A 22,327-nucleotide genomic window follows, 5' to 3' on the forward strand; every position below is an offset into this window, starting at 1 on the left:
GATTCTCAATGACTTGCGAGGTCTGTTGAATCGTCCTACAGCCCGCGTCAATTGCGGATCTGTAATATTTTGGCGCAAATATTGCGTAAAAAATAAAGAACGCCCCGTTTGTTTCTTTTCACGAGGAAGGCACACACCGGGCGGATCGTTTTCGCAATTCCTCGTAAAGGTGTGTCAATGAGTAGTACGCAAAGCTCCAATGACCTCGAACAGGGGCTCAAACCGCGTCACGTCACCATGCTCTCGATTGCCGGCGTCATTGGTGCCGGTTTGTTTGTCGGCTCCGGCCACGCGATTGCTGCCGCCGGCCCTGCGGTACTGCTGGCCTATGCCGCTGCCGGCGCGCTGGTGGTATTGGTGATGCGCATGTTGGCCGAGATGGCCGTGGCGTCACCGGACACCGGTTCGTTCTCTACCTACGCTGATCGGGCGATCGGGCACTGGGCCGGTTTCACCATCGGCTGGCTGTACTGGTGGTTCTGGGTGCTGGTGATTCCATTGGAAGCCAACGCCGCCGCGACCATTCTTAATGCCTGGTTCCCCAACGTGGCCATCTGGGCGTTTACCCTGATCATCACCTTGCTGCTGACGGCGACCAACCTGTTCAGCGTGAAGCACTACGGTGAGTTCGAGTTCTGGTTTGCGCTGATCAAAGTCGTGGCGATCGTCGGCTTTGTGATCCTCGGCCTGCTGGCGATCTTCGGCTTCCTGCCGAACAGCCAGGTCAGCGGTGTCTCTCACCTTTTCGACACCCAGGGCTTCATGCCGAACGGCATGGGCGCGGTCCTGGCGGCGATCCTGACCACCATGTTCTCGTTCATGGGCACCGAGATTGTCACCATCGCTGCCGCTGAGTCGAAGGACCCGGGCCAGCAAATCACCAAGGCCACCAACTCGGTGATCTGGCGGATTGGTTTGTTCTACCTGCTGTCGATCTTCATCGTGGTGTCCCTGGTGCCTTGGAACGATCCGACCCTGGCTGCCGTGGGTTCCTACCAGACCGTGCTGGAAGGCATGGGCATCCCGAATGCCAAGCTGATCGTCGATCTGGTGGTCTTGGTTGCCGTGACCAGCTGCCTCAACTCGGCGCTGTACACCGCCTCGCGCATGCTGTTCTCCCTGGGCCGTCGTGGTGATGCACCCGCCGTGGCCAAGCGCACCAACAAAAGCGGCACGCCTTACTGGGCGGTGATGCTGTCCACGGGCGCAGCGTTCCTGGCGGTCTTCGCCAACTACGTGGCGCCCGCGGCAGTGTTTGAATTCCTGCTGGCCAGTTCCGGTGCCATCGCGTTGCTGGTGTACCTGGTGATCGCGGTGTCGCAACTGCGCATGCGTCAGAAACGTATTGCGGCGGGCGAGACGCTTGTCTTCAAGATGTGGCTGTTCCCAGGCCTGACCTACGCGGTGATGGTGTTCATCGTTGGTACGCTGACCATCATGCTGTTCCAGGAAGCCCATCGGGTCGAGATCATCGCGACCGGGGTCCTGAGCTTGCTGGTGGTGGCGGCGGGGCTGTTCGTTTCGAGCCGTCGCAAGGCACAGAGAGTCGGCGCTGCGGTGCTGAATTGATGTGATGGAAGGCGGTGCTTGAGTGCGCCGCAGTTCAAATGTGGGAGGGGGCTTGCCCCCGATAGCGGTGTATCAGTCAATTAGATATCGACTGACACACCGGAATCGGGGGCAAGCCCCCTCCCACATTTTTTTTGCGTCAGTCTTGAAGTCGGTGGCGTCTTCTTCGCCTTCCTGCTCCAGCACCAATGCCAGCAGAGGGTGCGCGAGGAACACCGCGCACAGCGCTTGCTGGCTGATTTCGCCGGCAAACGCATCCGGCTTGGTTGCGACGGCGCGCTGAATTGATGTGATGGAATGCGGTGCTTGATTGCGCCGCAGTTCAAATGTGGGAGGGGGCTTGCCCCCGATAGCGATGTATCAGTCAATTAGATATCGACTGACACACTGGAATCGGGGGCAAGCCCCCTCCCACATTTTTTTGCGTCAGTCTTGGGAAGTCACCAGCGCCTGGGATGCGGCGACGTAGTCCGCCTGAAACGCCGACGACTCGATCCACGCCAGCGCCGCCGCTTCATCCTCGGTGTCGGTGGCCCACTGCCGATATTCGATCAGTGCCGCCAGGATAAAGTCGGTGGCGTCTTCTTCGCCTTCCTGTTCCAGCACCAATGCCAACAGCGGGTGCGCCAGGAACACCGCGCACAGCGCTTGCTGGCTGATTTCGCCGGCAGTGCGCATCTCGACAAACAGTTCGGTCAAATCCACCGACTCAAGATCGATGCGGCTGTCATCGCCGGCAAACGCATCCGGCTTGGTTGCGACGGCGCGTTGGGTGCGGTTTTGCTTGGCCTTGGCCTTTGCCCGGTGGGCGCGTTTTTGCTGCTTGTCTGGCGAGGCCATGGGCTCACGTCCTTGGTTCAGGATCTGGATCGGGTATTGAAGCGCAGGTTGGGGAAAATCCCAAGGAGTTCTAAGCACGCGTCGCCATGCGTTGGCCCGGTGTGCCGGGTGTCAGCTCGCCATGCTTTAGCCACGCCAGTGCAATCGGCCACAAGCGATCCTTATATTCGCTGCGAAAGAATGCGAAATGCCCGACCTGCGTTTCTCCAATATCACCAGGAGCGATGCGCAGGTGAGTGCGTTCGCTGCGGTCGAAGTAGTTCAGCAACCGCTCGATGGCCGGCACGGTGCCGAAGGGATCGTCGGTGATGCTGATCGCCAGCACGTGCGCCGTTACCCGAGCAAAGGTTAGTTCGCCCAAGTCGCGCGCGCTGGGCCGTGTTTCATAGCTGGGCGTCGGCGTACTCCAGTCCCGCACCACGCCGGCCGGGGTATCCTCCAGCCAGCCCAGGCGCTTGCCCGGGAAGTAGCCGAACAGCGCCGTTACCAGTGGCATCAGCACATGCCACTTGCCAACCATCCGCCAACGCCCGCTCGCCGCGTAATCGCGCCAATAGGCGAATTGTGCGCCCACCGTCACCAGGCGCCGAATCACCGCGCCCGACGCCCCCAGCCCCGCCGCACAACCGCCAAAGCTGTGACCGACCACGTCGATCGGCTGCCCCGGGAACTCGCGCTGCGCCCGCTGCAATATCGCCTCGAAATCCAGGCTGCCCCAATCCGACCATGAGGCTTTGAAGCCTCGCAGCGAGCCGCAGCGAGACTCGCCGATGCCGCGATAGTCGTAGGTGATGACGTCGAAGCCGTTGGCGAACAGGTAGTCGGCAAAGCGTGAATAGTGGCGACAGCGCACGGAGGTGGCGGCGTTGATGATGACGACCGGGCGTGTAGGGTCGGTTCGGATATGACGCCAGGTGAAGCCGCCAAGCGGGTAGCCGTCTGCGGCGGGGTCGAGGAATGCTTCGGGGGTGGGTCTGGTGGGCAGGTCCATAGGTCAACTCGATATCTGCGCTTTTGTTGTGGGCGTGTAGGCCCGCGCGCTTTTTATAAGAAGTCGAAACTACCAAATTTAGGCCGTCATGGGCACGAAGACTGTCACGTTGCTCGACGTTATCCTCTTGGGTGCTTAGGCTGGCGATCTTTCGATCGAGCTGAGTCAGCCCATGACCCGCGACACCCTCGAACACAACCAGATCCCCATCTACTTCGTCGCCGTCCTCCTGGCCGCCGCTTTCGGTCTGCTCGCGCCGTCATGGGCGCATGGCCTCGGCTTGCTGGTCACGCCGGCCATCGCGGTGCTGATGTATGCGATGTTCCTGCAAATCCCGTTTCTGGCGCTGCGCCAAGGCGTGGGCAACCAGCGTTTCCTGGCGGCGTTGCTGCTGGCCAATTTCATCCTCGTGCCCATGCTGGTGTGGCTACTGACGCGTGGCCTGGTGGAGCGCCCGGCCTTGCTGGTGGGCGCGTTGCTGGTGTTGCTGACGCCGTGCATCGACTACGTGGTGGTGTTTACCCATATCGGCAAGGGCGACTCGCGCTTGATGCTGGCCGCGACGCCGGTGCTGTTGTTGCTGCAGTTGGTGCTGTTGCCGGTGTACCTGGGTTTGATCCTGGGTGCGCAGTCTGCGGTGGTGGTGGAGGTGTGGCCGTTTGTCGAGGCGTTCTTGTTGTTGATCGTCGTGCCGATGGTGCTGGCGGTGAGCACCACGTCGCTGGCGGGGCGATCCCCGGTCGTCAACGCTTGGAACAGTGCCTGGGCCTGGTTACCGGTGCCGGCGATGGCAGCGGTGCTGTTTGTGGTGATCGGCTCGCAAATCACCTCGGTGGTGCGCGATATCGGCCTGCTGCTGCCGGTGATTCCGGTCTACGTCGGCTTCGTGCTGCTGGCGCCATTGATGGGGATGTTCGCCGCGCGATTGTTCGCGCTGCCGGCGGTCACGGCGCGCGCGGTAACGTTCAGCGCGTCGACGCGTAACTCGCTGGTGGTGTTGCCCCTGGCGCTGGCGTTGCCCGAAGGCGTGCGCGGGTTGGCTGCGACGGCGGTGATCCTGCAAACCCTGGTCGAGTTGATTGGCGAGTTGATCTACGTTCGCCTGATTCCGGCGTTGGTGTGGCGCGCAGATCGGCCAGAAGCATGAATGTTCAGGTCTGTTCAGGCGCTATTTGGGATGCGTTCGGCACCATAACCCGGCGCTTCCCACCTGGCAGGAAAATCGATGGATCACCGCAACCGTTTTCGCCTGGAGTCCCTGGGCATTTTCCTGATTGCTTTGTTGCTGTTTACCTTGGGAATCTGGGATCAGCAGCCCCAAGGGTTTGACGGACGCTGGGCGCTGTTCCTGCAGGAAATGTTTCGTCATGGGGCGAGTCTTTTTCCGACCACCTACGGCCAGCCTTACGCTGACTATCCCGGTACCGCGACGTTCTTCAGTTTTGTATTCGCCCGGTTGTTCGGCGCGCCCAACCACCTGGCGAATATCCTGCCCACCGCGTTGGCCTCTGCCGGAGTGGTGGCGCTGATCTATCGCTTGCTGGTCCCTTCCAGTCGCCCCTGGGCGCTGCTGACGGTGCTGCTGACCTTGCTCACCACCCAGTTGCTCGAAAAGTCGCGCTCGGTGTGCCTGGATCAGATGGTGGCGCTGTTATGCGTCGGCAGCTTCTACCTGCTGCACAGTGGCGAACGCCTTGGCTCGCGCCTACGGCGGCTGGCGGTGTTCCCGCTGTTCATCCTGGGCTTTGCGATTCGCGGGCCGTTGGGCTTGATCGAAGTCTGCGGTGTGGTCTGCGTGTACTGGGCGTTGGGTCGCCCGGGAGAGCGGCTCAAGCAAGTGCTGATCCACGGCGTTCTCGGGTTGCTGCTGTTGGCGTGTTGCTGGTGGCTGCTGATGCAATTGGCACGGATCAGTGGGGGCCAGGCCTTTGCCGATGAAGTGTTCAAGATGCAAGTCGGTGGGCGCCTCGATGAAACCGGCGAACCGTTCTATTTCTACTTCCAACTGAGCCTGTACCGTTACTTCCCCGTGGTGCCCCTGGCCTTGGCGAGCATGGTTGCGCTGCGGCATCGCTGGTCGGAACGCTGGGGCAGCGACGACGTGCAGCTGGTCGCACGGCTCGGCGCCTGCGGCTTGATGATTCTGCTCGGGCTGTCGGTGCCGCACTTCAAGCGCGCTTATTACATCCTGCCCATGGTGCCGATGTTTGCCGCTGTCGCCGCCTATGGGCTGCTCCACGCGCAGAAAGGGTTTGTCGGGCTGCGTCGCTGTTACACGTGGCTCGTCGCAGCGCTGCCGGCGTTGTGCGTGGTTGCAGTCTTTGTGTGTCGGCACGGGTGGCAAAAGCACGGTTACTGGCCGGACGTTTCGTTGCCGTTGCTGATCGGCGTGTTGGTGATCCTGCAGGTGGCGGCATTGATCGCCTGGCGCCGGGAGGGGCGCTTGGTGTGGCTCAGTGCGATCGCACTGGCCGCGCAGTGGTTGTTGCTGGTGACGGTGGTGGAGCCGGCCAAGGACCTGCAGTTCGACACCCGGCAGTTTGTCAGTCAGGTGGAAGCGCTTCGCGCAGAAGAACCGGGAACGTTGGTGTTTGTCGGCCTTGGGCGGGACACCTGGGGGGTGCGCTACATGATGAACCTGGATCACGACGAGCAGCCGCTGTTTATCGGGCGCAACCAACTGGATCAGTTGGAGGCACTGCCGCGGCCGTCCTGGGTGATCGTGGCGCGCAAGGAAACCGAGCAGTTGAAGGGGACTCCAGTGGAGCACCTGGCACCGATGTTCAACGGACGACTGAACGACAATCCGTTGTTGGTGTTTTTGCTCAAGTAGACGGCGCGAGGCGGGTATTGCATGCTGGGGCGGCGGTGAGCCGCCCCGCTTTGGATCGGTAAAACGAAGACAACAAAAAACCCGCACTGGGCGGGTTTTTTGTGTGCTTCAGATGATACTTGCACCACCTGAAACTTAATAGTGGTGCCCAGAGACGGAATCGAACCGCCGACACGGGGATTTTCAATCCCCTGCTCTACCGACTGAGCTATCTGGGCAACGGGGCGCATTAAACTGGTTTTTCAGGGGGTCGTCAAGCAAGTTTTCAAAAAATATTTAATTATTACCGTCGCTTACGTGCCGACCCCGATTTTTGCTCAATTATTGAGCAGGCGGCACGTAGCCTTCGGCCTTGGCGTAATCCTCGCCGGAAAAGAACTTGTCCATCTCGCCTTGCAGGTATTTGCGGTCTTCGGCGTTCATCATGTTCAGGCGCTTTTCGTTGATCAGCAGCGTTTGGTGTTTCTGCCAGTCGGCCCAGGCTTTGGCGGAGACGTGATCGAAAATGTCCTGGCCCTTGGCACCCGGGAACGGGGCGCGCTCCAGGGCGGGCAGTTCTTCGTGGTACTTGCGGCAGATGATGGTGCGGGTCATGACGAAACTCCTGCGTTCAATACGTCGGCCGCGCGCTTCAGCAGTTTTTTCACCGGGGCGGCAAGGCCCAGGCGCGGCGGGGTGGCGAGGTTATACCAGAGCCAGTCGGCCTCGGCCACGTGGTGGGCAGATTCCTCGACCTGGACCAGCCAGGGTTCGATGGCCAGTTGGAAGTGGCTGAAGGTGTGGATCAGCCCCGGCAGTTCCTGTTGTTTACCCAGTTCCAGCGCGTGCTGGTGGGCGAGGTGTTCGAGGTCTTGCAGGTCGTCCAGCTCCGGCAAGCTCCACAGACCGCCCCACAGGCCCGTGGACGGGCGACGGTAAAGCAGGATCGCGCCGTCGCCGTTGGCGAGCATGGGCATCAGCGTGCGCCTCTGGGGGATGGTCTTGCGCGGCTTGGGGATCGGGTAGCGCGTCTCCAGGCCGAGCATGTGGGCTTCGCAGCCTTTTTCCAGCGGGCATAGCAGGCAACTGGGCTTGCTGCGGGTGCAAAGGGTGGCGCCCATGTCCATCATCGCCTGGGTGTAGGCGTTGACGCGGTCGTGGGGCGTGAAGCGCTCTGCGGTGGCCCAGAGTTGTTTGGCCACCTTGGGTTCGCCTGGGTAGCCTTCCTGCGCGGTAAAGCGTGCCAGCACGCGTTTGACGTTGCCATCGAGGATCGGCGCGCGCAGGCCCATGCTCAGGCTGGCGATAGCGCCGGCGGTGGACAGGCCGATGCCAGGCAGTTCGGTGAGTTTCTCCACGTCGCGGGGAAACTCGCCGGCGTACTCGGCCACGACAATCTTCGCGGTCTTCTGCAGGTTGCGCGCGCGGGTGTAGTAACCCAGGCCGGTCCACAGGTGCAGTACCTCGTCTTCCGGTGCGGCAGCCAGGGCTTCGACCGTTGGCAGGGAGGCCATGAAGCGGTCGAAGTAATTGAGCACGGTGCTGACCTGGGTCTGTTGCAGCATGATCTCCGAGACCCACACCCGGTAGGGCGTGATGCCCTGTTGCCAAGGCAGGTCATGGCGACCGTGGCGGTCGTACCAGTTCAGTACCGCCTCGGAAAACTGCTCGTTTTTCATCGTTTGAACAGGCCTTTCAACGCGTCTTTCAACTGTGGGTTAACTTTGTCGAGCTTCTCTTCCAGCTTCTCGTTGAGGCGGTTGCCGGCGGCCTTGATGGCGACCTGGCCGAGGCCGTCCTTGTCCAGGCGGCACGCCTTGGCGCCCAGCTCCAGCGGGCCACGGCAGCGCAGCGGGACTTCGATGCCCTGGAAGTTGGCGCCTACCTCGCACGCAGGGTCCGGCACTTCGCGCTGGTCACCCTCGACGACGATGCCGACGCGATAATCCATACCCAGCACGCGCAGATCGATGTCGCCGTTGCCGTTGACCGTGAGGCCCGGGATGCGCACCTTCAGGTCGGGGTTATTGGCCACGCCGTTGCGGAACGTCAGGTTGCCCTTCAATTCCTGGAACGGTGTGTCCTTGGCGCGTGGCTCGCTGCTCAGGGTCTTGCGGTTGAGCAGGGCGATGCCGGTACACAGTTGCTGTTCAAGGTTGGCATTGAGCAGCACGCCGTTGTTGATCACGAAGCTGGCGTTGCCGTTGAGGCTATCGATCAGTGCCTTTTGGCTGTTGCCTCGGCCGCTGAGGTTGCTGTCGAGGGTGATCTGGCCCTTGATCGGCGGCGTCTGCCCCTGGGCTTGCAGGATGCGTTCGACCGGCACTTGCTTGATATGGCTTTGCAGCGCCAGCACTGGAATATCCTGGCGTACATCGAGGCTGCCATTGGCCTGGAAGCTGCCGTTGTAGAGGCCGCCGCTCAGGCTTTCGAGCTTGAGCTGGCCGTTGAGGCCGCTGGCCTTGAGCACGGCGTTCTGGATCGGCAGCTTGCTCAGGGTCAGTTGGCCGAAGGCCAGGTCGGCCTCCACGTCCAGTGTGCGCAGGCGGGTCAACGGCAGCAGCTTGTCGGTGCTCCAGGCGCCTTTGGTGGGGGCGTCCGGCAGCGGTGTGGTGCCGCCGGCGGCCATGGCGCCGGCTTCGCTGTCCTGAACTTCGGCTTGGCGTGCGGCGGTTGCGCCCTTGGCGGATTCGGACTTGACCGGCAGGTAGTCGTCGGCGTTGAAGGTGTCACCCTTGAGTTGCACGCGCAGCGATTGCTTGGCGAAATCGTCCACGGCGACGCGGCCGGTGAAGGTGCTGCTGTCGAGTTTCAGGTTGAGGTCTTCCAGGGCCAGGCGGGTGGGCGTGCCTTGGAGGCGGCTGACCAGCTCGACCTTGCTCAGGCTGTCCTCGGCCATCGGTGGCAGCGGGTTGCCGATGCTGTCGAGGAACTTGGCCAGGTCAAACTGGGCGATGGACAGCGCGCCGCTGATCTGCGGGGTCTTGTCCAGGTCGTTGACCTTCAGTTCGCCGAGGGCGCGCAACTGGTTGGCCGAGAGTTTCAGGTTGGTCCATTCGGCAATGTTGGCCGCCAGGTCCACCAGCAGTTGGCCTTGGGTGGAGAAGGTCACGGTTTTGCCTTGCAGCGGCTCGCCGGTGGCTTCACCACTGATCCTCATGTCTTCGAACTGATAACGCTTGAGCGCACGCTGAATGCGCAGGTTGCCGTTGAGTTCGGTCTTGACGCGCATGACCGGCTGGTTGCTGCCGAGGAACGCGGTGAGCTTCAGCGGAATACTTGCCCCTTCGTGGATGGCGCCCGCACTCAGTTGGATGCTTTCGGCGCTGAACTGCTTGCCGGTCTGTTCATCGTTGTATTCGATGCGGGCGTTGTTGATGGTCAGGCTGTCGATGTCCAGGCGGATGGGCTGCGGCGGTTTCTCTGCCTTCACCTCGGTCGCCGGTTCCGCCGGTTGCGCTGGGGCTGGGGTATCGGTGGTCGCCTCGGGGGCGTTCTTGCCGATGTCTTCCCAGTTGCCGTGGCCTTGCTTGTCGCGGTTGAGGCGCAGGTTCAGGCCTTCGACACGCACATCGCTCATCTGTACTTCGCGGCGCAGCAGCGGCAGCACGCGTACCGACAGGCCGAGCATCTGCAGATCGGCGAACGGTTGGGTCGGGGTGGTCAGGGTCGCGACGCTGGCTTCGTGCAGTTCCAGGCCCAGCCAGGGGAACAGGCTCCAGCCGATGTCGCCATTGAGCGTCAGCTCGATGTGGGCCTTGTCGCGGGCAATCTGGCGAATCTCGTCTTTGTAGTCGTTGGGATCGAAGAGATGGGTCAGGGCAAAGCCGAGAGCCACAATGATCAGCAACAGCCCGAGAAGTACCAGACCCAGGATTTTGCCGAACGCTTTCATGGGCGAGTCCTTGTATGTCGATTTCAAAATTTAGCCGCAGAGTATAGCGCCCGATGGCCTGCGTCAGTTCACGGATCGTTACATTGTATCTAGCGTCGGGACGGTATTCTGGCGTCAAAAAACACAAATAATTCCCAAAAGGTAGTGGCACTTTGGTTTTTCTGTACGCCGTTGATGCTAATCTCTGCGCGTTCGTCCGCCTTCTGCGACGTAACGTCGCGCTTTAAATGGAGTTCTATTCAACAAAACGGCCACGCTTTGCGTGCAAGGCCGAAGGAGAGCGCGCCTGACGAACACATACTAATAACTGGGGGAAACACCAATGAGCACTAGCACTGCGGCGGGTATCACTGCCGCGCAGCCTGCGTTCCTGTCCAAGGAGCGCATCATCGCCAAGCCCGGGTTCAACCGTTGGCTGGTTCCACCGGCCGCCCTGGCCATCCACCTGTGTATCGGCATGGCCTACGGCTTTTCGGTGTTCTGGCTGCCGCTGTCCAAGGCGCTGGGGATCACCACGCCGGTCGCCTGCGCGCCGGATATGAGCTTTATCGCCCAGGTCTTCTCGTCCCAGTGCGACTGGCCGATCTCCATGCTCGGCTGGATCTACACCCTGTTCTTCATCTTCCTGGGCTGCTCGGCAGCGATCTGGGGCGGCTGGCTGGAACATGCCGGGCCACGCAAGGCGGGCGTCGTCTCGGCATTGTGCTGGTGTGGTGGCCTGCTGATTTCGGCGCTGGGGATTTATACCCACCAGATCTGGTTGATGTGGATCGGCTCCGGCGTCATTGGCGGTATCGGCCTGGGGCTGGGCTATATCTCGCCCGTGTCGACCCTGATCAAGTGGTTCCCGGACAAGCGCGGCATGGCTACCGGCATGGCGATCATGGGCTTCGGCGGCGGCGCAATGGTGGGTGCGCCCCTGGCGGCGGCGCTGATGGGGCACTTCGCTTCGCCAACCAGCGTGGGCGTGTGGCAGAGCTTTTTGGTGATGGCGGCGATTTACTTCGTGTTCATGATCGGTGGCGCACTGTCGTACCGCGTCCCGCCGACCGGCTGGAAGCCTGAGGGCTGGACCGCACCGGAGAAAAAAGCCAGCAACGCGATGATCACCCACCGTCACGTTCACGTGAACGTGGCCTGGAAAACTCCGCAATTCCGCCTGGTATGGCTGGTGCTGTGCCTGAACGTATCTGCCGGTATCGGCATCCTCGGCATGGCTTCGCCGCTGCTGCAGGAAGTGTTCGGCGGCAAGTTGCTGGGTGTGGATGTGCCGTTCGGTCAACTGAATGCCGGGCAACTGGCGTCGATCGCGGCGATTGCGGCGGGCTTTACCGGGTTGTTGAGCCTGTTCAACATTGGTGGCCGGTTCTTCTGGGCGTCGTTCTCCGACTACCTTGGCCGTAAAAACACCTACTTCGTGTTCTTCGCCCTGGGCTTTGCCCTGTATGCACTGATCCCGAACCTGGGGCACCTGGGCAACGTGGCGCTGTTCGTGGCGGCGTTCTGCATCATCCTGTCGATGTACGGCGGCGGTTTTGCGACCGTTCCGGCTTACCTGGCCGACCTGTTCGGCACCCAGATGGTCGGCGCGATCCACGGTCGCCTGCTGACCGCTTGGGCTGCGGCGGGCGTGCTGGGCCCGGTGTTGGTGAACTACCTGCGTGAGTATCAGTTGAGCATCGGCGTCGAACGCGCCGCTGCCTACGACATCACCTTGTACATCCTCGCCGGCCTGCTGGTGCTGGGTTTCATCTGCAACTTGCTGGTGCGCCCGGTGGACGACAAGTACTTCATGACCGACGCCGAACTGGCCGCCGAACAGGCGCTGGGCCATGACAAGGGCGCCGATTCGAGCACCGTGCTCGAATGGCAAGCCTCCGCCGGCAGCAAGCCGCTGGCTGTCGCGGCATGGTTGGTCGTGGGTATTCCGTTGGCGTGGGGTGTGTGGGTGACCCTGCAGAAGACGGCGGTACTGTTCCACTAAGACCGTCTGCCCCTGTGGGCAGTCTTGTTGTGGCGAGGGAGCTTGCTCCCGCTGGGTCGCGAAGCGACCCCAATCGATTTACCGCATGCCTCAGGCAGGTCGCGGTGACAGGTTTTGGGGCTGCTGTGCAGCCCAGCGGGAGCAAGCTCCCTCGCCACGCAAGCCCGCCCCCCTACTTGTATGCACATGTCTATCCCCGACCCTCCTCGCTTCAACTCGTCAGTCTTATCCCCTTCGATGTTTCTGTTTAGCGCCCGCGCCCCTATAATGGCTGCCTTTTTCGCCCAATGATTTTGCGGAGCTGGTGATGGCCGAACGTAAGGCGTCCGTCGAGCGCGACACTCTGGAAACCCAGATCAAAGCCTCGATCAACCTGGATGGCACCGGAAAGGCCCGATTTGATATCGGTGTACCTTTTCTTGAGCACATGCTGGACCAGATCGCCCGTCATGGGCTGATCGACCTGGATATCGTCAGCAAGGGCGACCTGCATATCGACGACCACCACACGGTGGAGGATGTCGGTATCACCCTCGGCCAGGCGTTTGCCAAGGCCATCGGCGACAAGAAAGGCATCCGTCGCTACGGCCACGCCTATGTCCCGCTGGATGAAGCGCTGTCGCGTGTGGTCATCGACTTCTCCGGCCGCCCAGGCCTGCAGATGCACGTGCCCTACACCCGCGCCACCGTGGGCGGTTTCGACGTTGACCTGTTCCAGGAATTCTTCCAGGGTTTCGTCAACCACGCACTCGTCAGCCTGCACATCGACAACCTGCGCGGCACCAACACCCACCACCAGATCGAAACCGTGTTCAAGGCATTCGGTCGCGCGCTGCGCATGGCGGTGGAGCTGGATGACCGTATGGCCGGGCAAATGCCATCGACCAAGGGCGTCCTGTAATGCAGACGGTCGCGGTTATCGATTACGGCATGGGTAACCTGCACTCGGTGGCCAAGGCCCTCGAACACGTAGGTGCCGGCAAGGTGCTGATCACCAGCGATGCCAATGTGATTCGCGAAGCCGACCGCGTGGTGTTCCCAGGCGTTGGCGCGATTCGCGATTGCATGGCTGAAATTCGTCGTTTGGGCTTTGACAGCCTGGTGCGTGAAGTCAGCCAGGACCGACCGTTCCTGGGTATCTGCGTGGGCATGCAAGCCTTGCTCGACAGCAGTGAAGAGAACGACGGCGTGGACTGCATCGGCTTGTTTCCAGGCCAGGTGAAGTTCTTCGGCAAGGACCTGCATGAAGACGGCGAGCATCTGAAAGTCCCGCACATGGGCTGGAACGAAGTGCGTCGCACCGTCGATCACCCGCTGTGGCATGAAATCCCGGACATGGCGCGCTTTTACTTCGTCCACAGCTATTACATCGCCGCCGGTAACCCGCGCCAGGTGGTGGGTGGCGGGCACTACGGCGTCGACTTTGCCGCCGCGCTGGCCGAAGGTTCGCGTTTTGCGGTGCAGTTCCACCCGGAGAAGAGCCATACCCATGGCCTGCAATTGCTGCAGAACTTCGCTGCGTGGGACGGTCGCTGGTAAATGGCCAAGAAGCCGAAGCTGCCGATCCTGAACCTCACGCCCGAACAGGAGCGTGAGGCTACCAACAAGATCAAGCGCTTCATGGAGGACCGTTTCGAGCTCAAGCTGGGCTCGTTCGAGGTCGCTGAGATCCTTGAGTTGTTCACCCTTGAAGTTGCGCCGCACTATTACAACAGGGCGATTTTCGATACGCAGACGCTCCTTAGAGAAAGGTTCGAAAGTATCGAAAGCGACCTGTGGTCGCTTGAGAAACCCTGATTTCCCAAGCATTGCTGAATATCGAATAAGGTTTGCCAGATGCTGATTATCCCCGCTATCGATCTCAAGGACGGCGCTTGCGTGCGTCTGCGCCAGGGCCGCATGGAAGATTCCACGGTGTTCTCCGACGACCCGGTGAGCATGGCTGCCAAATGGGTGGAAGGTGGTTGCCGTCGTCTGCATCTGGTGGACTTGAACGGCGCCTTCGAAGGCCAGCCGGTCAATGGTGAAGTGGTGACCGCGATCGCCAAGCGTTACCCGAACCTGCCGATCCAGATCGGCGGCGGTATCCGCTCCCTGGAAACCATCGAACACTACGTCAAGGCTGGCGTGAGCTACGTGATCATCGGCACCAAGGCCGTGAAAGACCCAGCCTTCGTCGCCGAGGCCTGCCGTGCGTTCCCGGGCAAAGTGATCGTCGGCCTGGACGCCAAGGACGGTTTCGTCGCCACCGACGGCTGGGCTGAAATCAGCACGGTGCAGGTGATCGACCTGGCCAAGCAGTTCGAAGCCTGCGGCGTGTCCGCCATCGTTTATACCGACATCGCCAAAGACGGCATGATGCAGGGCTGCAACGTGCCGTTCACCGCTGCGCTGGCGGCAGCCACTAAGATCCCGGTGATCGCTTCCGGTGGCATCCATAACCTGGGTGACATCAAGTCGCTGCTGGACGCCCGGGCCCCTGGGATCATCGGCGCCATCACCGGCCGTGCGATCTACGAAGGTACCCTGGACGTCGCTGAAGCCCAGGCTTACTGCGATGCCTACAACGGCTGAGGACTGACCATGGCGCTGGCCAAACGCATCATCCCTTGCCTGGACGTCGACAACGGTCGCGTGGTCAAGGGCGTCAAGTTCGAGAACATCCGTGACGCCGGCGACCCGGTGGAAATCGCCCGTCGCTACGATGAGCAAGGTGCCGACGAGATTACCTTTCTCGACATCACCGCCAGCGTCGACGGTCGCGACACCACGCTGCATACCGTCGAGCGCATGGCCAGCCAGGTGTTCATCCCGTTGACTGTGGGCGGCGGCGTGCGCACCGTGCAAGACATCCGCAACCTGCTCAATGCCGGTGCGGACAAGGTCTCGATCAACACCGCTGCAGTGTTCAACCCGGAGTTCGTCGGCGAAGCCGCGCAGCACTTCGGCTCGCAGTGCATCGTGGTGGCCATCGACGCCAAGAAAGTCTCCGGCCCCGGCGAAACCCCGCGCTGGGAGATCTTCACCCACGGCGGGCGCAAGCCGACCGGCCTGGACGCGGTGGAGTGGGCGATGAAGATGGAAGGCCTGGGCGCCGGTGAAATCCTGCTGACCAGCATGGACCAGGATGGCATGAAAAACGGCTTCGACCTCGGCGTGACCCGCGCCATCAGCGATGCGCTGGGCATTCCGGTGATCGCCTCTGGCGGCGTCGGCAACCTGCAGCACCTGGCCGACGGCGTGATCGAAGGCCACGCCAGCGCCGTGCTGGCGGCGAGTATTTTCCACTTTGGCGAATACACCGTCCCCGAGGCCAAGGCATACATGGCCGCGCGCGGTATCGTGGTGCGCTAAACGCTGCTGGACACCATGGCAAGTGCGCGGCACTCTCTGCGCTTGCCATGGATTCCGGTAACTTTCATGTTCAAAGACCTGCTGCTCGCCCTCGCCAGTACTTCCGTGCTCATGATCGGTGCGGTTCAAGCCGAAGAATCGTCTGACGCCTCCCTGGTGTTGCTGACGGAAAACTTCCCGCCCTACAACATGGCGAAAAACGGCAAGAACTTTGCCAAGGAAGACAACATCGAAGGCATCGCCGTGGACATCGTGCGCGAAACCTTCAAGCGTGCCGGCATTTCCTACAACCTCACCCTGCGCTTTCCTTGGGAGCGGATCTACAAACTTGCCCTGGAAAACCCCGGCTACGGCGTGTTCGTGATGGCTCGCCTGCCAGAGCGTGAAGCACTGTTCAAATGGGTCGGCCCTATTGGCCCGGATGACTGGGTGATGCTGGCCAAGGCCGACAGCAAGATCCAGCTCGGCGAGCTGGCGCAGGCGCGGCGCTACAAGATCGGCGCCTACAGGGGCGACGCGATTGCCGAGACCCTGGAAAGGCAGGGCCTCAAGCCAGTGCTGGTGTTGCGTGACCAGGACAACGCGCAAAAGCTGCTGGATGGTCAGATCGACCTATGGGCCACCGGCGACCCGGCCGGCCGCTACCTGGCGCGCCAGGTCGGTGTGACCGGGCTCAAGACAGTCCTGCGTTTCAACAGTGCCCAGTTGTACCTGGCGTTGAACAAGGACGTGCCGGATGAGACGGTGGCCAAGCTGCAGGCGGCGTTGGATCAATTGCGCCAGGAAGGCCTGCTGGACCAGATCATGGCGCGCTATTTGTAGCGATAGGTGCCGTTCTTGCCGTGCGCCGCCATCGCCTGATTGCTGCGCACGCTGATCATCAGCTTGATATCAATCCATTCCACGCCCCGGGCCTTGAGCTTGGGCAGTTCGCGTTCGAGCACCGCCAGGGTCTGTGGATAAGGATGGCCGATCATCACCGCTGAGCCCTGTTTATGGGCCAGTCTGATTGCGCTCTGCAATTGCGTGGTGATCGCGGCTTCGGTGCGTTCATCGTCGAGGAACACATCCCGCGAGATACTGGCCAGGCCGATCTTCTGCGCTTCGGCGGCACCGACGGTCTGCGCGCTGGTGCGGCTGTCGACAAAGAACTTGTGACGCCGTTGCAACTCGCCCATCAGCCAGGCCATGGCTTCGGGCTGGGCGGTCATGCGGCTGCCCATGTGATTGTTGATGCCGGCGGTGTAGGGCACGGCCTTGAACGCGGCGTCCAGGCGTTTGCCGAGTTCTTCGATAGGCAGCTCGGGGTGCCAGGCGAACGGGCCGGTGGCCGGGTCCATGGGCATGTGCAGGATCACGACCTTGCCGGCCTTGTGCGCTTCGCGGGCGAATTCGGCGGCATGCGGCGTGTCGGGCATGATCGCCGTGGTCACCGGGCCGGGCAGGGCCAGCACGCGGCGATCCCGGGGCAGGTTTTGCCCCAGGTCGTCGATGATCAGGGTCAGGTAGGCTTTGTGCGGCTCGCCGGCCGGGGTCGCGTGGGCGACCCCGGCCAGGCTGCACAGTGCAGCGATGATCAGGGCAGCGCGCATATCAACGGCTGCGCGTGATGCTCAAGCCCTTGAGCAGGCTCAACGCCTGGGCCAGTTGATAATCATCGTCCTGCGGCATTGGTTTGGCTTTGGTGCTGCTGCCGGTAGGCTGGTCGGCGCCGCCGTTGCCATTGCCCAGGTGACCTTGCAGGTCGGCTTCCTTGTAGTACTCGCTGTCGGCCTCGTTGGTGATCTTGGCCTTGCGCACTTCGATGTCCGGCACGATGCCCTGGGCCTGGATCGAGCGGCCGTTCGGCGTGTAGTACAGCGCGGTGGTGATTTTCAGGGCGCGCTCGTTGTTCAGCGGCAACACGGTTTGCACCGAGCCTTTGCCGAAGCTGGTGGTGCCCATCAGCACGCCGCGCTTCTGGTCTTGCAGGGCGCCGGCGACGATCTCCGAGGCCGAGGCGCTGCCGCCGTTGATCAGCACAGCCAGCGGCACGTTTTCGCTGAGGTCGTTGCCGGTGGCTGAGAAGCGCAGCTCGGAGTTGGCGATACGGCCCTTGGTGTAGACGATCAAGCCTTTGGTGATGAAGTGGTCGACCACTTCCACCGCCGACTGCAGCACGCCGCCGGGGTTGTTGCGCAGGTCGAGCACGATGCCGTTGAGCTTCTTGCCGTTGTCTTTACGCAGCTTGGCCAGGGCCTTGGCCACTTCGTCGCCGGTCTTGACCTGGAACTGGGTGATGCGGATGTAGCCGTAGCCCGACTCCAGCAACTGGCTCTTCACGCTCTTGACCGTGATGGTCGCGCGGGCCAGGGTCACGTCGAACGGGTTACCGCCGTCGCGCACCAGGGTCAGGGTGATTTTCTGGCCGATCTTGCCGCGCATCTTGTCGACGGCTTCGGTCATGGTCTGGCCGCGGGTCGGTTGGCCGTTGATCTTGACGATCAGGTCACCGGCCTGGATGCCGGCCTTGGACGCCGGGGTGTCGTCGATCGGCGAGACCACTTTGATCTGGCCATCTTCGGCGCCGACTTCAATGCCCAGGCCACCGAACTCACCGCTGGTGCTTTCCTGCAGCTCGGCGAAATCTTCCGGGCCGAGGTACGCGGAGTGCGGGTCGAGGTTGCTGAGCATGCCCTTGATGGCATTTTCCAGCAGGGTCTTGTCGTCTACGGGTTCGACATAGGCTGCCTTGATCCGGTCCATGACCTCGGCAAAGGTGCGCAGCTCGTCCAGCGGCAACGGCGCCTTGGTGGTCGCGGCCGTGCCAGCGGGTGCAGCCGGTGCGGCCTGGTCGGCGAAAGCCAGAGGCGCGCCGATCACCAGAGCGATCGTCAGGGCCAGCGAAGTGAGGCGGGACAAATGCAGCATGTCGAACGAACTCCTAATGTAGATGCGACCCTATCCTTGGGTGCGGCACCATTGTGCAGGGTCGCTCGGGCGGCCCTGCTGACGAATAGCGAAGTACAGCGCCGGGGTGTCCTGGCCGCCACTGTTACCGACAGTGGAGATGGATTCACCGGCTTTTACCACATCACCTGCCGACTTGAGTAAAGTCTGATTGTGGCCATAAAGACTCAAATAGCCATTACCGTGGTCGAGAATCACCAATAGACCGGCGCCCCGCAACCAATCGGCAAACACCACGCGACCGCCGTGGACGGCGTGGACCTGGCTGCCGGCGGCGGCACTGATCATCACCCCATCCCACTTGGCGCGGGTGTCATCGCCACGGGTTTCCCCAAAGCGTGCCAGTAGTCGACCATCAACGGGCCATGGAAGTTTGCCGCGAGCTGAAGCAAAAGGGCCGCCGAAGGATTCGCCCGCGCTGGAAACCAGCGGGCCAGGCGCTGCATGCGCCGGTTTACGTGGGGCCGGAGCGTCGGTAGTGGCTGCCAGTTCGGCCTCACGCTGACGCTTTTTTTCTGCTTCCTGCTGGGCGATCAGCGCTTTTTGTCGCGCTTCCTCGGCCTCGCGTGCCTGGCGGGCCAGGGTTTCTTCGATGGTTTTCAACACTTTGCCGAGGTCGGCCTGGTCCTGCTCGCGGGCTTGCAGCTTAGCGTCACGGGCCTTCACGTCGTCATTGAGCTTGGCCAGGGCCAGTTGGCGTTCCTTGCGCACCTTGTCGAGCTGGTCGCGCTGGGTGTCGAGGGCGCTTTTCTGGTCGAGCAACTGTGACTGCTGGTCGGCGATTTCCTGTTCGACGTTGGCCAGTTGGCGCAGGGTTTCGTTGAAACCCTTCAATTGAGCCAGGCGGGCCTTGCTCAGGTAATCGTAGTAGGTGAGGGTGCGCGCGAATTTTTCCGGGTTCTGCTGGTTGAGCAGCAGCTTGAGGTATTCCTGGCGGCCGCTCTGGTAGGCGGCGCGGGCCTGGATCGCGATCAGGCGTTGCTGTTCAACGCGTGCGCTCTGGAGTTTTTTTTTCTCAGCGTCGAGTCGCTCCAGTTCCGACTCGCTCTTCTTTAATTCTTTTTGTAGCTCCTGGACTTGTTTCTCCAGCTGGCCCATTTCGGTTTCCGTGCCGCGCAGGTCTTTCTGCACCCCGGATTTTTCTTCCTGGAGCTTGCCGAGCAGTTTTTTCAGCTCGGTAATGTCCTGACGCGTAGCGTCCAACTGTTGTTGGGTTTGTGCGCGCTCATCGGCAAATGCCGGTTGGAGCAAGCAGACAAGAGCGAGGGTAATCAAGGCGCGAAGCATAGAGGCGGGCGACACCAGGGAAATGGACGGCCTAGTATGCCCGCCAAGCGCTGCAAAAAAAACGCCCATTTGGGGCTTCTGGGCAAGATAGGTGCCGAGTGGCGCTGGTATGGCGAAAAGACATCCACCAAACACGAAGAGTCCAATGTGGGAGGGGGCTTGCCCCCGATTGCGGTGTGTCAGTCACCTGATGAGTTGACTGGTCCACTGCTATCGGGGGCAAGCCCCCTCCCACATTGATTTTCGGTGTTGCTTAGATCAGACCAGGATTGAGGTGCCGGTCATCTCTTTCGGCTTCTCCAGCCCCATCAACATCAACATGGTCGGCGCCACATCGGCCAGCACGCCGCCGTTGCGCACTTTGAAGTCGCGCTTGCCGACGTAGATGAACGGCACCGGCTCGGTGGTGTGGGCAGTGTGGGCTTGCCCGGTGGATTCGTCGGACATTTGCTCGCAGTTGCCGTGGTCGGCGGTGATCAGCGCTTCGCCGCCGACTTTTTCCAGGGCTTCGACGATGCGGCCCACGCACAGGTCCAGGCATTCCACCGCCTTGACCGCGGCGGCCAGGTTGCCGCTGTGGCCGACCATGTCGCCGTTGGCGTAGTTGACCACGATCACGTCATAACGCTGGTGATCAATGGCATCGACGATCTTGTCGGTCACTTCCGGCGCGCTCATTTCTGGCTGCAGGTCGTAGGTCGCGACTTTTGGCGACGGGATCAGGATGCGCTCTTCGCCCGGGAACGGTTCTTCGCGGCCACCGGAAAAGAAGAAGGTCACGTGGGCATATTTCTCGGTTTCGGCGATGCGTAGCTGGGTCTTGCCGTTTTTCGCCAGGTAGTCGCCCAGCACGTTTTCCAGGCTGCCCGGGGCAAAAGCCGACGGGGCCGGGATGTTGGCGGCGTATTGGGTGAGCATGACGAACTCGACGTTCGGCTGGCGCGCGCGTTCGAAGTCCTTGAAACCGGCATCGACGAATACGTGGCTCAGCTCGCGGGCACGGTCGGCGCGGAAGTTCATGAACACTACGGCATCGCCGTCTTCGACTTTCACCGGCTCGCCGATGGTCGTGGCTTTGACGAACTCATCGCTCTCGCCACGCGCGTAGGCGGCTTCCAGGCCTTCCTGGGCGGTGGCGGCGTTGAATTCGGCCTGGCCGTCGACGATCAGGTTGTAGGCCTGGGACACGCGGTCCCAGCGGTTGTCGCGGTCCATGGCGAAATAGCGACCGACCAGGCTGGCGATACGGCCCTTGCCCAGGGCGGCGAAGGCGGCGTCCAGCAGTTCGATCGACGACTGCGCGCTTTTCGGCGGCGTGTCGCGGCCGTCGAGGAAGGCGTGCAGGTAGATCTTGTCGGCGCCGCGCTTGAAGGCCAGTTCGGCCATGGCCACGAGATGGTCCTGGTGGCTGTGTACGCCACCGTCGGACAGCAGGCCCATGAAGTGAACGGCCTTGCCGGCGGCGACGGCTTTATCGACTGCCGCGCAGATGGTCGGGTTCTCGAAGAACTCGCCATCGCGGATCGCTTTGGTCACGCGGGTGAAGTCCTGATAGACCACTCGTCCGGCGCCGAGATTCATATGGCCGACTTCCGAGTTGCCCATTTGGCCGTCCGGCAGGCCCACATCCATGCCCGAACCGGAGATCAGGCCGTTGGGCAGGGTGGCGGTCAGGCGGTCCAGCACCGGCTTGTTGGCCGAGTACACGGCGTTGTCGTGGTGGCTTTCACTGTGTCCGAAGCCATCGAGAATTATCAGGACCAAAGGTTTAGGCGTCGTAGTCATAGATCCTCTCGCGGCGGTAATTAATGAAGGGGATTGAAAAGGGAGTGGCAGTTTAAAGCGAAGTTCCGACCACGTCACCGCTTTACGGGGGTTGGCCCCCCCTGACGGCTGTGTATACTTACCGCCATTTTAACGCCCTGGAACCTCCTTGATGGTTGATCACCTGATTGCATTTGCCACTGCCCACTACCTGCTCGCGGGTGCCTTCGTCATCCTGCTGGCGCTGCTGATCGCTCATGAAATGAGCCGCGGTGGCCGCAGCCTGAGCACGTCGGAGCTGACCGCGCTGGTCAACAAGGATGAGGCCGTTGTCGTGGATATCCGTCCGGCCAAGGATTTTGCCGCCGGTCATATCGTCGGCGCCCTGAACATTCCCCAGGACAAGCTGATCGCGCGCCTGGCCGAGCTGGAAAAGCACAAGGCCAAGACCATCATCCTGGTCGACGCCCAAGGCCAGCATTCCGGCACTCACGCCCGCGAAATGCTCAAGACCGGCTTCACCGCCGCCAAGCTGTCTGGTGGTATCAGCAGCTGGCGCGCCGATAACCTGCCGCTGGTGAAGTGATATGAGCCAGGTTGTCGTGTATTCCAGCGATTGGTGCCCTTACTGCATGCGGGCCAAGGCCTTGCTGGAGAAGAAGGGTGTTGCCTTCGGAGAGATCAAGGTCGACGGCAAACCCCAGGTGCGCGCCGAAATGGCCCAGAAGGCGGGGCGCACGTCCGTGCCGCAGATCTGGATCGGCGCCAAGCACATCGGCGGATGCGATGACCTGTTTGCCCTTGAGCGCGCCGGAAAGCTGGACGCGCTGCTTCACGTCTGACTCCTAAACCCTAAAAGACCCCAAGATCAAGAAGGATCTG

Annotated in this window: 21 protein-coding genes and 1 tRNA gene; 12 read left to right on the forward strand and 10 right to left on the reverse strand. The window is 61.7% G+C overall.

All coding sequences use genetic code 11. The features are described 5' to 3' along the window. The first annotated feature begins 177 nt into the window (after positions 1 to 177). A complete protein-coding gene (gene gabP, locus P3S72_RS02345) occupies positions 178 to 1,569 on the forward strand; it encodes a GABA permease (RefSeq protein WP_247405981.1) in 1,392 nt (463 codons plus the stop codon). Between the two features lie 426 nt (positions 1,570 to 1,995). Here gabP and P3S72_RS02350 read toward each other — a convergent pair whose 3' ends face one another. Continuing rightward, a complete protein-coding gene (locus P3S72_RS02350) occupies positions 1,996 to 2,409 on the reverse strand; it encodes a hypothetical protein (RefSeq protein ID WP_276195859.1) in 414 nt (137 codons plus the stop codon). 70 nt (positions 2,410 to 2,479) lie between these two features. Beyond that, the gene (locus P3S72_RS02355; RefSeq protein ID WP_276195860.1) at positions 2,480 to 3,400 is read right to left on the reverse strand and encodes an alpha/beta fold hydrolase; all 921 of its coding nucleotides are present in this window, start codon (positions 3,398 to 3,400) and stop codon (positions 2,480 to 2,482) included. A 172-nt stretch (positions 3,401 to 3,572) separates the two neighbouring features. Here P3S72_RS02355 and P3S72_RS02360 point away from each other — a divergent pair, with 172 nt between their 5' ends. Both P3S72_RS02360 and P3S72_RS02365 read left to right on the forward strand, forming a co-directional pair. Beyond that, on the forward strand, positions 3,573 to 4,547 hold the full coding sequence (locus P3S72_RS02360; RefSeq protein ID WP_276195861.1) for an arsenic resistance protein: 975 nt from the start codon (positions 3,573 to 3,575) through the stop codon (positions 4,545 to 4,547). 78 nt (positions 4,548 to 4,625) lie between these two features. Beyond that, positions 4,626 to 6,233, forward strand: coding sequence for a hypothetical protein (locus P3S72_RS02365; RefSeq protein WP_276195862.1), 1,608 nt, complete (start codon positions 4,626 to 4,628; stop codon positions 6,231 to 6,233). 142 nt (positions 6,234 to 6,375) lie between these two features. Here P3S72_RS02365 and P3S72_RS02370 read toward each other — a convergent pair. The 4 genes from P3S72_RS02370 to P3S72_RS02385 all read right to left on the reverse strand — a co-directional run bounded on the left by P3S72_RS02370 (position 6,376) and on the right by P3S72_RS02385 (position 10,107). Then, positions 6,376 to 6,451, reverse strand: a tRNA-Phe gene (locus P3S72_RS02370). A gap of 103 nt (positions 6,452 to 6,554) precedes the next feature. Next, positions 6,555 to 6,827 carry an oxidative damage protection protein gene (locus P3S72_RS02375; RefSeq protein ID WP_017849944.1) on the reverse strand — a complete coding sequence of 91 codons (273 nt, stop codon included), beginning with the start codon at positions 6,825 to 6,827 and terminating at the stop codon, positions 6,555 to 6,557. Further along, on the reverse strand, positions 6,824 to 7,891 hold the full coding sequence (gene mutY, locus P3S72_RS02380; protein ID WP_276195863.1) for an A/G-specific adenine glycosylase: 1,068 nt from the start codon (positions 7,889 to 7,891) through the stop codon (positions 6,824 to 6,826). Before mutY ends, P3S72_RS02375 begins: the two co-directional genes overlap by 4 nt. Next, positions 7,888 to 10,107, reverse strand: a complete 2,220-nt coding sequence (locus P3S72_RS02385) for an AsmA family protein (protein ID WP_276195864.1) — start codon at positions 10,105 to 10,107, stop codon at positions 7,888 to 7,890. The genes mutY and P3S72_RS02385 overlap by 4 nt, the downstream gene beginning before the upstream one ends. 322 nt (positions 10,108 to 10,429) lie before the next feature. On the opposite strand from P3S72_RS02385, the gene P3S72_RS02390 reads away from it, so the two are divergent. From P3S72_RS02390 to P3S72_RS02420, 7 genes are all read left to right on the forward strand, one after another. Beyond that, positions 10,430 to 12,091, forward strand: a complete 1,662-nt coding sequence (locus P3S72_RS02390; protein ID WP_247397308.1) for an OFA family MFS transporter — start codon at positions 10,430 to 10,432, stop codon at positions 12,089 to 12,091. Positions 12,092 to 12,398: 307 nt separating this feature from the next. Next, entirely contained in the window at positions 12,399 to 12,992 is a 594-nt protein-coding gene (gene hisB / locus P3S72_RS02395; RefSeq protein WP_003218037.1) for an imidazoleglycerol-phosphate dehydratase HisB, read from the forward strand. Beyond that, on the forward strand, positions 12,992 to 13,630 hold the full coding sequence (gene hisH / locus P3S72_RS02400; protein ID WP_145159878.1) for an imidazole glycerol phosphate synthase subunit HisH: 639 nt from the start codon (positions 12,992 to 12,994) through the stop codon (positions 13,628 to 13,630). Before hisB ends, hisH begins: the two co-directional genes overlap by 1 nt. Further along, positions 13,631 to 13,888 (forward strand): DUF2164 domain-containing protein, encoded by a 258-nt coding sequence (locus P3S72_RS02405; RefSeq protein ID WP_247397309.1) that lies wholly within the window; start codon positions 13,631 to 13,633, stop codon positions 13,886 to 13,888. A 39-nt stretch (positions 13,889 to 13,927) separates the two neighbouring features. Beyond that, a complete protein-coding gene (gene hisA, locus P3S72_RS02410; protein WP_276195865.1) occupies positions 13,928 to 14,665 on the forward strand; it encodes a 1-(5-phosphoribosyl)-5-[(5-phosphoribosylamino)methylideneamino]imidazole-4-carboxamide isomerase in 738 nt (245 codons plus the stop codon). Positions 14,666 to 14,674: 9 nt separating this feature from the next. Continuing rightward, positions 14,675 to 15,445 (forward strand): imidazole glycerol phosphate synthase subunit HisF, encoded by a 771-nt coding sequence (hisF, locus tag P3S72_RS02415; protein ID WP_003171107.1) that lies wholly within the window; start codon positions 14,675 to 14,677, stop codon positions 15,443 to 15,445. Between the two features lie 66 nt (positions 15,446 to 15,511). Continuing rightward, positions 15,512 to 16,267, forward strand: a complete 756-nt coding sequence (locus tag P3S72_RS02420; RefSeq protein WP_276195867.1) for an ABC transporter substrate-binding protein — start codon at positions 15,512 to 15,514, stop codon at positions 16,265 to 16,267. On the opposite strand, the gene P3S72_RS02425 is transcribed toward P3S72_RS02420, so the two are convergent. The 4 genes from P3S72_RS02425 to gpmI all read right to left on the reverse strand — a co-directional run bounded on the left by P3S72_RS02425 (position 16,258) and on the right by gpmI (position 21,466). Beyond that, a complete protein-coding gene (locus tag P3S72_RS02425) occupies positions 16,258 to 17,037 on the reverse strand; it encodes a divergent polysaccharide deacetylase family protein (protein WP_276195868.1) in 780 nt (259 codons plus the stop codon). The two genes, P3S72_RS02420 and P3S72_RS02425, sit on opposite strands and share 10 nt — an antisense overlap. A gap of 1 nt (position 17,038) precedes the next feature. Further along, positions 17,039 to 18,355 carry a S41 family peptidase gene (locus tag P3S72_RS02430; protein ID WP_276195870.1) on the reverse strand — a complete coding sequence of 439 codons (1,317 nt, stop codon included), beginning with the start codon at positions 18,353 to 18,355 and terminating at the stop codon, positions 17,039 to 17,041. 30 nt (positions 18,356 to 18,385) lie between these two features. Next, positions 18,386 to 19,681, reverse strand: coding sequence for a murein hydrolase activator EnvC (locus tag P3S72_RS02435; RefSeq protein ID WP_247397316.1), 1,296 nt, complete (start codon positions 19,679 to 19,681; stop codon positions 18,386 to 18,388). Positions 19,682 to 19,939: 258 nt separating this feature from the next. Continuing rightward, positions 19,940 to 21,466: a 2,3-bisphosphoglycerate-independent phosphoglycerate mutase gene (gpmI, locus tag P3S72_RS02440; protein WP_276195871.1), complete on the reverse strand. Its 1,527-nt coding sequence runs from the start codon at positions 21,464 to 21,466 to the stop codon at positions 19,940 to 19,942. Positions 21,467 to 21,617: 151 nt separating this feature from the next. Between gpmI and P3S72_RS02445 the strand changes: the two genes are divergently transcribed. After that, positions 21,618 to 22,031 carry a rhodanese-like domain-containing protein gene (locus tag P3S72_RS02445; RefSeq protein WP_017849931.1) on the forward strand — a complete coding sequence of 138 codons (414 nt, stop codon included), beginning with the start codon at positions 21,618 to 21,620 and terminating at the stop codon, positions 22,029 to 22,031. A 1-nt stretch (position 22,032) separates the two neighbouring features. Continuing rightward, on the forward strand, positions 22,033 to 22,287 hold the full coding sequence (gene grxC / locus P3S72_RS02450) for a glutaredoxin 3 (protein WP_276195874.1): 255 nt from the start codon (positions 22,033 to 22,035) through the stop codon (positions 22,285 to 22,287). The last annotated feature ends 40 nt before the right edge of the window (positions 22,288 to 22,327 follow it).

Origin of the sequence: Pseudomonas sp. D3 (assembly GCF_029320995.1) — a bacterium.
GTDB lineage: Bacteria > Pseudomonadota > Gammaproteobacteria > Pseudomonadales > Pseudomonadaceae > Aquipseudomonas > Aquipseudomonas paraveronii.